This window comes from Microbulbifer maximicatervae (SeqCode) (genome assembly GCF_056232625.1).
Genome location: NZ_CP174324.1, coordinates 4,094,605 through 4,108,069, shown reverse-complemented (window position 1 = coordinate 4,108,069; position 13,465 = coordinate 4,094,605). Strand labels below are relative to the sequence as shown.

Sequence of the window (13,465 nt, the reverse complement as noted above, 5' to 3'; positions counted from 1 at the left end):
ATTTTCCATGACAGCGCTGTCATTGACTACAAAATAGCCATAGTTGGTATCCGCATATTTTGAATTTTGCAATAATGCGCCCCCAAAATTTTCTACGGCTGTCTAAACCTTGGGCAGCCCCATTTTATTTACTGTCCAACTTTCACGGGTATTCCACGAATGGCACAGATCGACGACTCCGCGATGGTCTTCAAGAACCTATCACCGGCACAATTGGTAGAGCAGGCTCTGACGCGCGGCGAGGGCAAGCTGTCAGATACAGGCGCTCTGGTGACTGAAACCGGCGCACGCACCGGTCGCTCCCCGGCTGACCGCTTTGTTGTAGAAGAGCCCTCCACTGCCGACAGCATCGCCTGGGGCAACGTCAACCGTCCTTTCCCGCAGGATAAGTTTGACGCCCTGTGGGATCGTGTAGAGGCTTTTGTTGCCGGTCACGATACTTTTGTTCAGCACCTGCATGTGGGCCAGGATGAAGACCACTACTTGCCAGTGGTAGTGACCACCCAAACTGCATGGCACAACCTATTCGGCCGCAACATGTTTATCCGCGCCGAAAAGTACAACCCCAAGTCCAAGGAAGAGTGGCAAATCCTGCACGCTCCTCACTTTGTCTGTGAGCCCGAGCGCGATGGTACCAACTCCGAAGGCTGCGTAATTATCAACTTCGGCCAGCGCAAAGTTCTGCTGGCCGGCATGCGCTACGCCGGCGAAATGAAGAAGGCCATGTTCTCTGTACAGAACTTCCTGCTGCCAGAAAAAGACGTAATGCCCATGCACTGCGCGGCTAACGTCGGCGAAGATGGCGATACCTGCCTGTTCTTCGGCCTGTCCGGTACCGGCAAGACCACCCTGTCCGCAGATCCCGAGCGCTACCTGATCGGTGACGATGAGCACGGCTGGACCAAGGGTGCCGTCTTCAATATGGAAGGTGGCTGCTACGCGAAAACCATCGACCTGAGCCAGAAAAATGAGCCGGTAATCTGGGATGCCATCCGTTTCGGTGCCATCGTTGAAAACGTGGTAACCAACGATCACGGCACTGCTGACTACTGCGACACCAGCCTGACTGAAAACGGCCGCTGCTCCTACCCGCTGGAACACGTCGAAATGCGTCAGCTGGAAAACCGCGCTGGCGAGCCGAAGAACGTTATCTTCCTGACTTGCGATGTATCCGGCGTACTGCCACCGGTATCCATCCTCTCCAAAGAGGCTGCGGCTTACCACTTCCTGTCTGGCTACACCGCCCGCGTAGGCTCCACCGAACTGGGCGCAGAGGCCGGTATCCACCCGACTTTCTCCACCTGCTTTGGCGCGCCGTTTATGCCCCGTGCACCGCGCGAATACGCAGACCTGCTGATGAAGCGCATCGAAGAGTTCGGCTCCAAGGTCTACCTGGTAAACACCGGTTGGACCGGCGGCTCCGGCGACAACGGCAAGCGCTTCCCGATTCCGGTAACCCGCGCTGTCGTTGCCGCTATCCAGAGCGGCGCCCTGGAAGGCGTTGCCACTGAGCACCTGGATGCCCTGAACCTGGATATCCCGATGGAAGTGCCCGGCGTGGACAAGTCTTACCTGAACCCTCGTGAAGCCTGGGCTGACAAAGCTGCTTACGACGATCAGGCAGGCAAGCTGGCCAAGCTGTTCGCCGAGAACATTGAGAAGTTCAATGTCAGTGAAGACGTTAAAAATGCCGGCCCTAAAGCCTAAATAGAGGTTGTCGGGCACAGTCCGCTGTCCGTGACCCAAAAGCCGCTGCTCCCCCGGGACCAGCGGCTTTTTTTGTGGCTGATCCCAAGCCCGCAGCCTGTCGATTTTTGCGGCTATAGTGAGTAAACAGGCGCCGACGATTTTAGCGTCGGAAGAAAAACTCTCTCAGCAGCAATCGCGAGCACTATGTCCGCAGGTAACTCGTTTACTCGCTTCGAAACTCTGTTCCCACACAAGCCGCCCGGGCAAAGAGTCAATCGGGTGGTCGTCAGTGCCCTCACTTTAATACTCAGTGCCATCCTGTTTACCCTCTGGCTCTACCTATTCCTCTCCTCGCAAGAGAAGCCCTATGTCGAGCAGCGTGGCTATCGCATCGCCAACGAGGAGACCTTTAACAAATTCCTGCGAGAGGGCAGTAACCGCTCCAGCGTACAAGCACTCAATCAATTGCTTCGGGACCGGGGTGTCGCCGAGGTTTTTCCTATTCGTGATCTTCTGCGACAGGGGGGGGACTGGCTGGAACTGGGGGAGCCCCCATTCGCCATACCGCCCAGGGACCAGTGGTCCAATATTGTGAAAACCCTCACCCTGGTGCGAGACCAGGTAGTACCGCTAATTGGCCCTGTCACTGTGGTTTCCGCTTACCGCACTGATGCCTACAACCGAAAACTTGCGACCGAAGACCAGCCCCGCCACCGTGACTTTTGCGGGCTGGACTTAATTCCGAACTCCAATATCGGTAAAAACGAACTCGCTGAAGAGCTAAGCACACTGCACGCACGCCTCGGTCCCGACAGCAATGTCGGGATGGGCCTGATTGACGATGTCCTGTTTCATGTCGATACCTGTGGCTATCGCACCTGGTAATTGAGGGAGCTGCCCGATGGTTATGCAAAGTAACAAAGAGTGCGTAGAAATCGGCCAGCGTCAACTGCGCCGGCGGATCATCATCATTGGGGCAATCGCACTGGCGATTCTCACCGGTCTATTTGTTTTTACTTACGAACGCGCGCGCGAGGCTGATGACCGGGTGAAATCCCCTATTGATATCCTACCGTTGCTAATGATCCCGGAGGTTTACGATATCCAGGGCTATCCGGCAGCTTCCGAGAGGGCATTCAGCCGCTTCCTGAGCAAAGGCAATAACCATGCACGCTTTACTCAACTCAAAAAATTCCTGCGCTCCAACCGGGTTGAACAGGTTGTGCAACCCTATGAGCTATTGCGCCAGGGCAGTGACTGGCAGGATTTGGACGAACCCGCATTCGCCATCCCTCCCAAGGAGCTCTGGTGGGGCATCGTAAATACTCTGCGGGTAATCGAGCGTGAAATAGTGCCCCGCGTCGGCCCGGTAACTGTGGTCTCCGGGTGGCGTACCGTAGATTACAACCGTAAGGCCGGAGGTTCCAAGGGAAGTAAACACCTACATTTCTGCGGGCTGGATATAGTTCCGAAAAAGAAGTTCTCCCGAGAGCAATTGGTGCCCGTACTGAGGGATATCCACAAGCGCAACGGCCGCGAGTGGCAAATGGGCCTCGGAATCTATCGGGGCATTCGATTTCACGTGGATACGTGCGGATATAGACGCTGGTAAAACCCCACTGCATCTGCTTAGATAGAGCAAAAATTAGGCGCCCTACCACTGGGCTGCCGAAAGAGAAGCAGAGGAAGTCGCAGTGCAAGAAAAACTGGAAAGGCGCTCATTTATATTGACCTTATTATTGGTCAGCGTAGCTTTTTTACTCCTGATAAAACCCTTCTTTACCCCTATTTTTTGGGCTTGTGCCACCGCACTGATTTTCTACCCCGTGTACCGTCTGCTGATGCAGCGCTTTCCCAATTCGCCTAATTTAATGGCTCTGCTAACCCTGTTTATGTGTATCGTTCTATTGGTGATACCCGTATTGGTAGTGGCCACCTCTTTTATTAATGAAGCGGTAACTCTGTATCACCGGATCCAGGAAGGACAAATTGATGTTTCTAAATCCTTTGAGCAGATTCGCAGTGCTTTCCCCAGGGTTAACAGCACGCTCGAAAGTATTGGCGTGGATGTCGAGGAGGCCAAGCAGCGCCTGATGGGTGGAGTGATGAATGCCGGTAGCTTCGTCGCAAAAAATGCGATTGAGGTCGGACAGAATACTGTTAACTTTTTCGTTATGTTGGGTTTAATGCTTTACCTCACCTTCTTCCTGATTCGCGATGGCGAAAGGCTGGTAAACCTGATTATCCATGCCCTACCACTGGGTGATGAGCGCGAGCACCTTTTGCTGGCAAAGTTTGCTGAAGTCACTCGCGCAACCATTAAAGGAAATCTGGTAGTCGCTATTACCCAGGGCGGCTTGGGCGGAATTATTTTCTGGGTGCTGGGCCTACCGGCACCGGTGCTTTGGGGTGTATTAATGACACTGTTGTCATTGTTGCCCGCCGTCGGTGCCGCATTGATCTGGTTCCCCGCTTCTATTTACCTCTATGCTATTGGTGAACCCATGAAGGCAACGATTTTACTCGCCTATGGTTTCACCGTGATCAGTCTGGTAGATAACCTGTTGCGCCCAATATTGGTGGGTCGAGACACAAAACTCCCCGACTATTTAGTGCTTTTCTCCACTGTCGGCGGTCTGTTTATGTTTGGAATCAGTGGCTTTGCGATAGGCCCCCTTCTCGCTGCACTATTCCTCGCCTTCTGGGAAATTTTTATGCGTGAGTTTGTGCATCCCGAAGATGTCTTAATGCCACAAAAACCTGAAGATCTTTAGCCTGTTCCCCGGGGCGGAAAAGCCTTAATTCCGCCCCACCCAATTAATGCTCGCACAACAGCTCAGTGGGCAGCCTCCTGTAGCTCTTTCAGCTGCAAATTGAGATCGCTCATCGGCGACTGATCAACCAACAGTGCTCCCTCATTTGCCCGATCCAAATCCGCCACCAGTAAAATCACTGTTGAGAAAGTCAGGGCCAAAGCTATAACTACCTGGGCAGATCCCCCGCGACTTATACCCAACTGGTATCCAATTGCCAGCATCGCCAAAATGGTCATAAAGTACAGGGAGAGCCAGAGTGGACCCGGTATACGGTATTGCAGCCCAACCACAACCCTGGCACGGTGCAGATCTACCATCCCGTTAACCTGCTCGGCAAACTGGCGTAAATAATCGGCGTTGTAATCCTGTGCGATGTGCGCCTCGATCAAACGCCAAAGAGCCTGGTGAATTTCCTCACTGCGAACTACATCTTCCGGAGTGACGGCGATTGATGGGTCAATATCCCTGAGATTTGCATATTCAGCTATTAGGTCTCGCGCCTTATTCTGCTTATCCAATTGCAAAAAGCTCGCATTTAAATATGCGGCCTGGATGGTATTGACCTCCTGCAACAGCAATGCCTTGCGTTCATTAAATCGGTCGGCTGTCATATTAAAGGTAAATGCCAAAACAAATGCGACCAGGCCCAAAGTGGCAGCTACCGCACTGCCCAGGGAAGAATCCTCCTTGATACTGGCATTCACTACCCGCCGCTGCCCCAGATAAATCCCCACAGCTAAAGCGCAAAGCACTACGGCAACTGAAATGGTATAGATCAGTGGAAGTGGCAGAGTATAGAAAAGGCTGTCAAAGCGCATTTAAGCCCCTGCAAAACGGCAAGTCCATAACGGTGCATTGACGCACCAATATTCTTACTTTGGCGCATAAAGCATAGCAGTTATAGCTGAGCTATTGGCCAGTTAGACCTTAGGGCAGTAGCATAGGCGTATCGGTAAACTACAAGGGAAATATTCGTGAAATATCTGCTGACCTTCTTTATTACTGCTTTTATCAACCTTCCCAGCCTCGCTCTGGAAGTAGGTGAAATGGCGCCAAATTTCACTCTCAAGGGGTCTGATGGCCAAACCCACACATTGGCGGACCTCCAGGGAAAAAGCGCTGTTGTGATCGCCTGGTTTCCCAAGGCATTCACCCGTGGCTGCACCATAGAGTGTAAATCGCTCGCCCAAAACGGTCACTTGATCAAAGATTATGAAGTCACCTATTTTATGGCCAGTACAGATGATCTTGACGATAACACCCGATTTGCTGAAGAGAGCGAAGCGGACTTCCCGTTACTCAGTGACCCCACCGGTGAAACGGCTAAAGCGTACGATGTACTTATTCCCGTAATGAATATCGCCCGTCGCGTTACCATTTATATCGGTAAAGATGGACGAATTAAAAAAATTGACAAAGATATTAAACCGGCAAGCAGCGCAGAGGATATAGCGCGAACGCTTGGTGAATTGGGTGTTAAAAAGGAGTCAGCCTGAAAATAAATAGTCCGGAGTGACTAAATATATGGTGGAATAGCCCAGTACTCTATTGGGCTATTGGGAATCAATGACAAAAGATATCCCAAAACAGCAATCCCGCCCTTCAAATTCATCCAACCACTTGCAGACATTCAACGTAACCTCTCCTCGGCTGGATTTATCGACATACTCTTGCAGGTGCTCGGGTTTCCCTGAGGAAAAAACCCGATCATCCGCAGCTTTTAATGCATCAGCATTATTTGACCAAGGAAGTTCTCGGTCTGTCTTACCAGTCACTTCACCACCGGCCAATTGACATATTTGGCGATTACCCCATAGATATACGCCTGTTTGATCTTTAACCCAAAATAAAAATGGAACCTCGGCAACTACTTTCAGTTCATCAGCAGTCATATCGTCTCAATCATTTAAATACCAGCAATTAACTCTAATTTTAGCAGGCAATAAGAATATCACTCAGGATTCTATACATAGCTGCATTTTCAAATTTATTCGCTGGAACAAAAAATACCTATCTAAATAAATATTAGTAGATGACTGCTAGTAAAAGACTCAATCAGGAAAAAAATAAATTAAGAGCGGCCTGATAATGAGATATGAGTATATTTCAAGTAGGTCTTCCCATCGTGTTTGGTAAGACCTCACTGTTATTTACTCTCCACCAATTTCCAATTCTTTTAACTTCCGTGTCAGGGTATTTCTACCCCATCCCAACAGGTCAGCTGCATCGCGTTTACGCCCAGCTGTATGCTTTAGCGCAATTTCTATTAACGCTTTTTCAAATGCGGGAACAGCCTCATTTAAGATTTCGCGCTGCCCAGAGGATAGGGCCTGGTCGGCCCATAGGCGCAGAGCTTTTTGCCAGTCTGAAGGTGTTTCTGTCGTCGCTCCCTGCTGATGCAACTCCTGTGGCAAATCTTCAATATGTACCTCGCGTCCGGAGGCCATTACGGTAATCCAGCGGCAGGTATTTTCCAGTTGTCGCACATTACCGGGCCAATCCAGCCCAGAGAGGTACTCCTCAGTTTCCTTGGTTAGGATCTTTGACTCCACCCCCAGATCTTTTGCCGCAGCATTAAAGAAATGCCTCACCAATCGCGGAATATCCTCACGGCGATCTGCCAGTCTTGGAATATGGATGCGAATAACATTCAGGCGGTGAAACAGGTCCTCGCGAAATTTATGCTGACATACCAACTCTTCCAGATCCTGGTGAGTCGCCGCAATAATACGCACATCCACTTTGACCGGGGTGTGGCCACCGACACGGTAAAATTCTCCATCAGCCAACACGCGCAATAACCGGGTTTGCGTATCTGCGGGCATATCACCAATTTCATCTAAAAAGAGGGTGCCACCATTGGCCTGTTCAAAACGTCCGGCACGCTGGGAGCTGGCACCGGTAAAGGCCCCTTTTTCATGGCCAAATAATTCAGACTCCATCAGATCCTTGGGTATAGCCGCCATGTTCAATGCAATAAATGGCTTATCCCTGCGCGGACTGTGATTGTGCAGAGCCTGCGCCACCAACTCCTTACCGGTGCCGGATTCACCGTTGATTAAAACGGTGATGTTGGAATGAGACAAACGGCCAATCGCACGGAAGACCTCCTGCATCGCCGGCGCTTCTCCAATAATTTCTTTGTTACCCTGACCATTTTCCGGCTCAACCCGTTCTTCAGCACTCTGTTCGCTAGCGTGCATCAATGCGCGCCGAGTTACCGCTACGGCTTCATCAATATCAAATGGCTTGGGCAGGTATTCAAAGGCTCCCCCTTGGTAAGCAGCTACCGCGCTATCCAGGTCCGAGTGCGCTGTCATAATAATTATCGGCAAGCTCGGTCGTTCAGCCTGGAAGCGCTGCAACAATTTAAAGCCATCGGAGCCCGGCATGCGGATATCACTGATTACTACATCCGGTGAATCGCTATAGAAATCATCCAGGGCGCGGTCGCCACTCTCGTAGCACTGGGTATCAATTCCCTCACGCGATAGCGCTCTTTCCAGCACCCAGCGGATTGATCTGTCGTCGTCAATAATCCAAACGCGATTACTCATTCTCTAGGTTCCTGTATTTGCTAATTCGGTAGTCAGGGGGAGATAAATTTGGAAAATGCTACGGCCGGGTTGGCTGTCACACTTAATCAACCCCTTGTGCTGATTGATAATGTTCTGGGAAATCGAAAGTCCAAGACCTGAACCCTCGGCGCGGCCGGAGATCATCGGGAAGAATATCCGCTCGCGAATTTCCTCCGGTATGCCCGGGCCGTTATCTTCAATTTCTATTCGGCAGACCAATGGGCAATTTCGGCGGCCAATGGTGAATTGGCGCTGGATACGCGTGCGCAGTACCATCTCCCCGCGACTGAGACCAATACTTTCATCGATAGCTTGCATGGCGTTGCGGGCAATATTAAGCAGCGCCTGAATCAATTGTTCGCTATCTGCGGGGACATCGGGAATAGACGGATCGTAATCCCTGCGAATTTGAAGCTCACCGATACACTCTGCATCCAGCAACTGGGCAACCCGCTCCAGAACCTCGTGCACATTAACCGGTTGCAGTACTACCGGCTGGCGTGGTCCCAATAAACGGTCAACCAGATTGCGCAGGCGATCCACTTCCTCAATGATAATCTGTGTATATTCGTCTAACTCCCGGTCCGGCAACTCGCGCTGCAATAGTTGTGCAGCCCCGCGGATACCACCGAGGGGATTCTTGACCTCATGGGCCATACCGCGAACCAGGTTTCGTGTCGTTTCCTGGGCACTGAGCAGCGCATCTTCCCTGGCAATTCGCAACAGGCGATCCATCGGCTGCACTTCCACAAGCAACACAGAAAACTCGGGGACCGGGCTGACTGAGTAATCCACAGTCCGGGTTTCAAGATTGTTCAGCCGCCAACTGGCCCGGCGGACTGTGTACTTTTCATTTTTTCGCAGCGCTTCCCGCATCGCCTCATAGGCAGCGGGAGATTCTCGCACCACCTCCTCCAACTTCGAGCCTTTAACCCGGGTACTGGAGGCGGCCAACAAGTCCTCAGCGGCATTGTTCAGATAGCAAAGCGATAAGTTTTCATCCAGCACCAATACTGCGGATGTCAGGCTATCGAGTAATTGGCGCAATTGGCGATCATTCAGCATTCACAAAATTTCCGATTCATTCCGAGGCTCAGACCAAACTCCCTTTGGTCACCCCCAGCAAACTAGCGCTGTATCTAGTCAGTGCAAAAAGCAAACCAAAATGGCGCATAAGCTGGCATTTGTAGGCGGGAGCAGCTTCAACCGGACACAATCAGTGCGCAGTTAGCAATAGCTGCATTGCGAGCTTTCGGTCTCAGAAATGGGGTGCCGCCAAACACAGAGAGAATGCACCATAAAGGTGCACAGGTCAAAAAACAGGCAGGCGGATTTGAGAGCGAAGTAAGGGGTAGCGGGAGCTATGTACTCCCTCAAACATTCACCCCCTAGCTATCGGGCGCTTGACATGAACTGTGATCGTTTGCGACTGGGCCAATACTTGCCCTTTGGGCCCTAGCAGAACCGCCTTGAGCGTATGGGTACCACGGACCAGGGCGGAGATATCCAGGGAGTTACCAGCCGAACTTCCCTGCCAGCGCTGCCCATCAATAACCGCATAAAAGCTAGCGCCCTCTGGATATTTGGGGGCCACATCCACCTGAAGCGCTATCAGTGTCTGCCCTGGCGGAATAGTCGCCTCATTAATTGGACTTACAATTCGAATCGATACCGGCCCCAACTCTTCATCATCACTTTTGGGCCACAGCTTTCTTGTGGGCAGCTGGCGGGGCAGCGCAATAGGCTGGATATTGATTGGGGCTAAATCCACTTTCTCTGAGTTGCCATTTGCCGGTGGTGTATCGCTAAAACTGACCTGGCCATCGGGCCCAACCACTTTGTAGATCGCGCCAGCCTCTTCATTCTCTTGAGAAGCCGCAACTGCCACCAGAGGCATTGCGAGTAACACGGCCTTTAATTGCCAAAACCTTGCCATAGTGTTTTCGACCGCAGGGCGGACGCTCCTTTCTTCCCAGATCGGGCCAATGTGATATTCCTGAGCCTCCGCATAGAGGCACTCAATTCACTTCCACTGACAGTGTACCCGCAATAAAAAAGCCCGCACCAGAGTGGCGCGGGCTTTTCGAGAATGGCTCGACGGCATCATCGTGATGCCGGTCGCCATTACACGGAGTAGTACATATCGAACTCGACCGGGTGAGTGGTCATGTTCAGACGCTCTACTTCTTCACGCTTCAGCTCGATGTAGGCATCGATAGCATCGTTAGTGAATACACCACCGGCTGTCAGGAACTCGCGATCCTGGTCCAGAGCATCCAGGGCGCCTTCCAGGCTGGAAGCGACAGTCGGGTACTCAGCCAGCTCTTCCGGCGGCAGGTCGTACAGATCCTTGTCCGCAGCATCGCCAGGGTGGATCTTGTTCTTGATACCGTCGAGACCCGCCATCAGCAGCGCGGCGAAAGACAGGTACGGGTTGGCGGTCGGGTCCGGGAAGCGAGTCTCGATGCGCTTACCTTTCGGGGAGGGCACGAAAGGAATACGGATAGACGCAGAGCGGTTGCGCGCAGAGTAAGCCAGGATTACCGGCGCTTCGAAGCCAGGTACCAGACGCTTGTAAGAGTTGGTGGAAGCGTTGCACAGCGCGTTCAGGGCGCGAGCGTGCTTAACGATACCGCCGATATAGTACAGAGCAGCTTCGGACAGACCAGCGTAGGCGTCACCGGCAAACTGGTTTACGCCATCTTTGCTAAAGGACTGGTGAACGTGCATACCGGAACCGTTATCGCCAACCAGCGGCTTGGGCATAAAGGTCGCGGTCTTGCCGTAGGCGTGGGCAACGTTGTGTACAGCGTACTTGAGGATCTGTACTTCGTCCGCTTTCTTGGTCAGGGTGTTGGCGGCAACGCCGATCTCACACTGGCCAGCAGTACCCACTTCGTGGTGATGTACTTCTACGCGCAGGCCCATCTGTTCCATCGCAGAACACATAGCGGCGCGAACGTCGTGCAGGGAATCCACCGGAGGAACCGGGAAGTAACCGCCTTTAACGCCGGGACGGTGACCAATATTGCCTTCGGCAAAGTTGTGACCAGAGGACCAGGCTGCTTCTTCGGAGTTGATCTTGTAGAAGGCGCCGCCCATTTCAGCACCCCAGGTGATGTCGTCGAATACGAAGAACTCGGGCTCGGGGCCGAACAGAGCGGTGTCACCCAAACCAGTGGACTTCAGGTATTCCTCAGCGCGCAAAGCGATGGAGCGAGGATCGCGCTCGTAACCCTGACCGGTAATTGGGTCGACGATGTTACAGCGAATGATAACGGTGCTCTCATCGGTGAAGGGGTCGAGGAAAGCTGTCTCGTCGTCCGGCATCAGGATCATGTCGGATTCGTTGATACCCTTCCAACCGGCGATGGAAGAACCATCGAACATTTTGCCTTCTTCAAAGAACTCACCGTCAACTTCCGACGCAGGGATGGAAACGTGTTGTTCTTTACCCTTGGTATCGGTAAAGCGCAGGTCTATCCATTTCGCTTCACTTTCATTAATCAAACCGAGCGTTTTCGCTGACATTGCAGTCCTCCAGGTCTTGAAAAGTAATTGGTCGCTATGCCTTGCTGTCGCTGCCGGCATTCACTCTCTACCTGGCGTGAAATAAAGCAAGGAGTGTGCCAAATTAGGGCAATCGCCTCATAGTCCCGGTTGGCGCCGGTGCGAGCCCCAGCAAAGTGCTGACGCAGCCAGGATAGATGTATTGTGGCCGAGCAGCCACATAAATACGCACCAAAATAGAACATATTTGCTCTCGCCTCGCCCGCAAACAGTGCACAACCAACTTGGCTCCGGCTAGTTTATAATGCCGCACCTTCTATCAACATGCGGTACCCCACGGATTCCCATGCACTTTGTCGTCAAGTTTTTTCCAGAGATCACCATCAAGAGCAACCCTGTGCGCAAGCGCATGTCGCGCCAGCTCAAGGACAACCTGCAGCGCCTGCTGCGCCAGCTGGACGACCGTATCCAGGTGCGAAAGGATTGGGAAAAGATCGATGTGATCGCGCCCGATGCTGTGTCCCACCTGGGTGGACGTATCGAAGAGGTGCTCTCTCACACCCCCGGCATCGCCAACTTCTCCCGCGTGCGCCAGTTCCCCCTGGGCGACCTGCACGACATGTACGAGAAAACCCTGTCGGTTTGGGGAGCAGCCCTGAAAGACAAGACTTTCTGTGTACGGGTTAAACGCACCGGTAAACACGACTTCCAGTCCCTGGATGTGGAACAGTATGTGGGCGGCGGCCTCAACAAGAATACCGAGGCATCCGGAGTCAAACTGAAAAACCCCGACATCACCGTCAAGCTGGAGATCCGCCACGACAAGCTCAACGTAATCGAAGAGCAGCATCCCGGCCTGGGCGGCTTCCCCCTGGGAACGCAAGACCCGGTTTTGTCGCTGGTATCCGGTGGCTTCGACTCTACCGTGGCCAGTTACATGACCATGAAACGCGGTATACGCACCCACTTCCTGTTCTTCAACCTGGGCGGACGCCAGCACGAACTGGGCGTGAAAGAAGTCGCCTACTACCTGTGGAACAAATACGGCGCTTCCCATCGGGTGCGCTTTATCACCGTGCCGTTTGACGAAGTAGTGGCAGAGATTCTCGAGCGGGTCGACGACTCCCATATGGGCGTCATTTTGAAGCGCATGATGCTGCGCGCCGCCGATGTGATCGCCAAGGAACTGGAGGTGGACGCTGTAGTCACCGGTGAAGCCATCGCCCAGGTTTCCAGCCAGACCCTGAAAAATCTGTCGGTGATCGACAGTGTTACCAATACCCTGGTATTGCGCCCACTGATCACCACCGACAAGACCGATATTATCCGCACCTCCCGGGCCATCGGCACTGAAGAGTTCGCCGCCAATATGCCGGAGTACTGCGGCGTTATCTCGGTAAAACCCACCACCCGCGCCAAGATTGAAAAAGTGGAGTCCGAGGAAAACCGCTTCGATTTCACCGTCCTCGATCGCGCTATCAGCAATCGGGTGATGCAAAATATTGATCAGGTGATCGAAGAAGTCGATGGCGAAGCACCGGATGTGGAGATCCGCGAAGAGCCGGGCAGCGCTGTGGTTATCGATATCCGCCACCCGGATGAGGAGGAGCTGGATCCACTGGAGCTTGGCTGTGAGGTGCAGACTATTCCTTTCTACCGCCTCAACAACAGCTTCGCCCACCTAGACCAGGAACGCGAGTACCTCCTGTATTGCTCTAAAGGCGTTATGAGCCGCCTGCACGCCTCACACCTGCTGGATGAAGGTTTTCGCAATGTGGGTGTGCTGCGCCCGCTGATTCCCCACAGACCAGAAACCATTAAGAAGTAACTTCTGCTCAAGGCGCGGGCAACCACCGCCCGCGCGGGTTTTAA

12 protein-coding genes are annotated in these 13,465 nt (G+C 52.7%); 6 read left to right on the top strand and 6 right to left on the bottom strand.

Going from position 1 to position 13,465, the window contains the following annotated elements; translation table 11 throughout:
* Positions 1-159 precede the first annotated feature (159 nt).
* The 4 genes from ACJJI6_RS17955 to ACJJI6_RS17940 all read left to right on the top strand — a co-directional run bounded on the left by ACJJI6_RS17955 (position 160) and on the right by ACJJI6_RS17940 (position 4,463).
* On the top strand, positions 160-1,707 hold the full coding sequence (locus tag ACJJI6_RS17955; RefSeq protein WP_282930824.1) for a phosphoenolpyruvate carboxykinase: 1,548 nt from the start codon (positions 160-162) through the stop codon (positions 1,705-1,707).
* 186 nt (positions 1,708-1,893) lie between these two features.
* Entirely contained in the window at positions 1,894-2,574 is a 681-nt protein-coding gene (locus ACJJI6_RS17950; protein WP_475711494.1) for a hypothetical protein, read from the top strand.
* A gap of 16 nt (positions 2,575-2,590) precedes the next feature.
* Positions 2,591-3,301: a D-Ala-D-Ala carboxypeptidase family metallohydrolase gene (locus ACJJI6_RS17945; RefSeq protein WP_444895775.1), complete on the top strand. Its 711-nt coding sequence runs from the start codon at positions 2,591-2,593 to the stop codon at positions 3,299-3,301.
* An 82-nt stretch (positions 3,302-3,383) separates the two neighbouring features.
* A complete protein-coding gene (locus tag ACJJI6_RS17940) occupies positions 3,384-4,463 on the top strand; it encodes an AI-2E family transporter (RefSeq protein ID WP_413663709.1) in 1,080 nt (359 codons plus the stop codon).
* Between the two features lie 62 nt (positions 4,464-4,525).
* Here the strand turns inward: ACJJI6_RS17940 and ACJJI6_RS17935 are convergent, their stop codons facing one another.
* Positions 4,526-5,323 carry a bestrophin-like domain gene (locus tag ACJJI6_RS17935; RefSeq protein ID WP_475711492.1) on the bottom strand — a complete coding sequence of 266 codons (798 nt, stop codon included), beginning with the start codon at positions 5,321-5,323 and terminating at the stop codon, positions 4,526-4,528.
* A 156-nt stretch (positions 5,324-5,479) separates the two neighbouring features.
* On the opposite strand from ACJJI6_RS17935, the gene ACJJI6_RS17930 reads away from it, so the two are divergent.
* Complete coding sequence (locus ACJJI6_RS17930) at positions 5,480-6,001, top strand: peroxiredoxin family protein (RefSeq protein ID WP_475711490.1); 522 nt, start codon at positions 5,480-5,482, stop codon at positions 5,999-6,001.
* Between the two features lie 57 nt (positions 6,002-6,058).
* On the opposite strand, the gene ACJJI6_RS17925 is transcribed toward ACJJI6_RS17930, so the two are convergent.
* The 5 genes from ACJJI6_RS17925 to glnA form a co-directional block, all read right to left on the bottom strand.
* Positions 6,059-6,397 (bottom strand): PAS domain-containing protein, encoded by a 339-nt coding sequence (locus ACJJI6_RS17925; RefSeq protein ID WP_444918517.1) that lies wholly within the window; start codon positions 6,395-6,397, stop codon positions 6,059-6,061.
* 258 nt (positions 6,398-6,655) lie between these two features.
* Entirely contained in the window at positions 6,656-8,062 is a 1,407-nt protein-coding gene (gene ntrC / locus ACJJI6_RS17920) for a nitrogen regulation protein NR(I) (protein WP_475711488.1), read from the bottom strand.
* Between the two features lie 3 nt (positions 8,063-8,065).
* The gene (gene glnL, locus ACJJI6_RS17915; protein WP_475711486.1) at positions 8,066-9,148 is read right to left on the bottom strand and encodes a nitrogen regulation protein NR(II); all 1,083 of its coding nucleotides are present in this window, start codon (positions 9,146-9,148) and stop codon (positions 8,066-8,068) included.
* Between the two features lie 316 nt (positions 9,149-9,464).
* On the bottom strand, positions 9,465-10,019 hold the full coding sequence (locus tag ACJJI6_RS17910) for a DUF4124 domain-containing protein (protein WP_475711484.1): 555 nt from the start codon (positions 10,017-10,019) through the stop codon (positions 9,465-9,467).
* A 188-nt stretch (positions 10,020-10,207) separates the two neighbouring features.
* Complete coding sequence (glnA, locus tag ACJJI6_RS17905; protein ID WP_108734896.1) at positions 10,208-11,614, bottom strand: glutamate--ammonia ligase; 1,407 nt, start codon at positions 11,612-11,614, stop codon at positions 10,208-10,210.
* 325 nt (positions 11,615-11,939) lie between these two features.
* Between glnA and thiI the strand changes: the two genes are divergently transcribed.
* The gene (thiI, locus tag ACJJI6_RS17900) at positions 11,940-13,421 is read left to right on the top strand and encodes a tRNA uracil 4-sulfurtransferase ThiI (RefSeq protein WP_282930812.1); all 1,482 of its coding nucleotides are present in this window, start codon (positions 11,940-11,942) and stop codon (positions 13,419-13,421) included.
* Positions 13,422-13,465 lie beyond the last annotated feature (44 nt).

Excerpts from the sequence above, each read along its gene's own strand:
- ACJJI6_RS17955 (WP_282930824.1), top strand. The coding sequence starts at position 160 with ATGGCACAGATCGACGACTCCGCGATGGTCTTCAAGAACCTATCACCG.
- ACJJI6_RS17950 (WP_475711494.1), top strand. The coding sequence starts at position 1,894 with ATGTCCGCAGGTAACTCGTTTACTCGCTTCGAAACTCTGTTCCCACAC.
- ACJJI6_RS17945 (WP_444895775.1), top strand. The coding sequence starts at position 2,591 with ATGGTTATGCAAAGTAACAAAGAGTGCGTAGAAATCGGCCAGCGTCAA.
- ACJJI6_RS17935 (WP_475711492.1), bottom strand. The coding sequence starts at position 5,323 with ATGCGCTTTGACAGCCTTTTCTATACTCTGCCACTTCCACTGATCTAT.
- ACJJI6_RS17925 (WP_444918517.1), bottom strand. The coding sequence starts at position 6,397 with ATGACTGCTGATGAACTGAAAGTAGTTGCCGAGGTTCCATTTTTATTT.
- ntrC (WP_475711488.1), bottom strand. The coding sequence starts at position 8,062 with ATGAGTAATCGCGTTTGGATTATTGACGACGACAGATCAATCCGCTGG.
- glnL (WP_475711486.1), bottom strand. The coding sequence starts at position 9,148 with ATGCTGAATGATCGCCAATTGCGCCAATTACTCGATAGCCTGACATCC.
- ACJJI6_RS17910 (WP_475711484.1), bottom strand. The coding sequence starts at position 10,019 with ATGGCAAGGTTTTGGCAATTAAAGGCCGTGTTACTCGCAATGCCTCTG.
- glnA (WP_108734896.1), bottom strand. The coding sequence starts at position 11,614 with ATGTCAGCGAAAACGCTCGGTTTGATTAATGAAAGTGAAGCGAAATGG.
- thiI (WP_282930812.1), top strand. The coding sequence starts at position 11,940 with ATGCACTTTGTCGTCAAGTTTTTTCCAGAGATCACCATCAAGAGCAAC.